Genomic DNA, 765 nt, shown 5'->3' with positions numbered 1-765 from the left:
ATTATAGGTTCTGGATGTGCTGGTTGGACAGCGGCCATTTATCTTGCACGAGCCAAGCTTTCTCCTCTCCTTGTCACGGGCAGTGAACCAGGAGGGCTTTTGACGACAACAACCCTTGTTGAAAATTATCCTGGCTTTCCTTTAGGAATACAGGGGACAGAACTAATGGAAGCGATGAGAAAGCAAGCCGAAAGATTTGGAACCAGGGTCAAATATCTTTCCGTAGTAACCGATTTTCAGTGTGATGGGAAAATAAAGAGAGTCAAAATAGATGATGAATGGTTGGAAACAAAAGCAGTGGTTATTGCTGTTGGAGCCAGACCTAGAAAACTTTCTGTTCCTGGTGAATCGGAACTTGAAACAAAAGGCGTTAGTTATTGCGCCACCTGTGATGGGGCATTGCCCGTTTTTAGAAACCAACCTCTTGTGGTAGTCGGCGGAGGAGATTCAGCTTGTGAGGAAGCCCTTTATCTAACACGATTTGCTTCGGTCGTTTATCTAGTACATAGAAGGGATGTCCTGAGAGCCTCTTCCATTATGGCTGAACGCGTACTGAATGAACCAAAAATAAAAGTGATTTGGAATAGCGTCATTGAGAAAGTCTTAGATCCAAAACAAGATAGAGTTACAGCAGTTGTGTTGCGGAATGTGAAAGAAGAAACAACCAGCTTATTGGAATGTCGAGGCCTTTTTGTAGCCATTGGGCATGTACCGAACACGCAAATTTTTGAAGGGAAAATAGAACTGGACGAAAAAAAACTCATT

At 43.1% G+C, this 765-nt stretch carries 1 protein-coding gene; it reads left to right on the top strand.

Features of this window, described 5'->3' with window-relative positions:
• The coding region (locus tag A7Q09_RS10025) for an NAD(P)/FAD-dependent oxidoreductase (protein ID WP_244228648.1) at positions 1 to 765 on the top strand (765 nt) is incomplete at both ends.

Origin of the sequence: Methylacidiphilum sp. Yel, from assembly GCF_004421185.1 — a bacterium.
Taxonomy (GTDB): domain Bacteria; phylum Verrucomicrobiota; class Verrucomicrobiia; order Methylacidiphilales; family Methylacidiphilaceae; genus Methylacidiphilum.
Note: the sequence above shows the minus strand (reverse complement) of the source record. Positions and strands in the feature narration are given on the sequence as shown.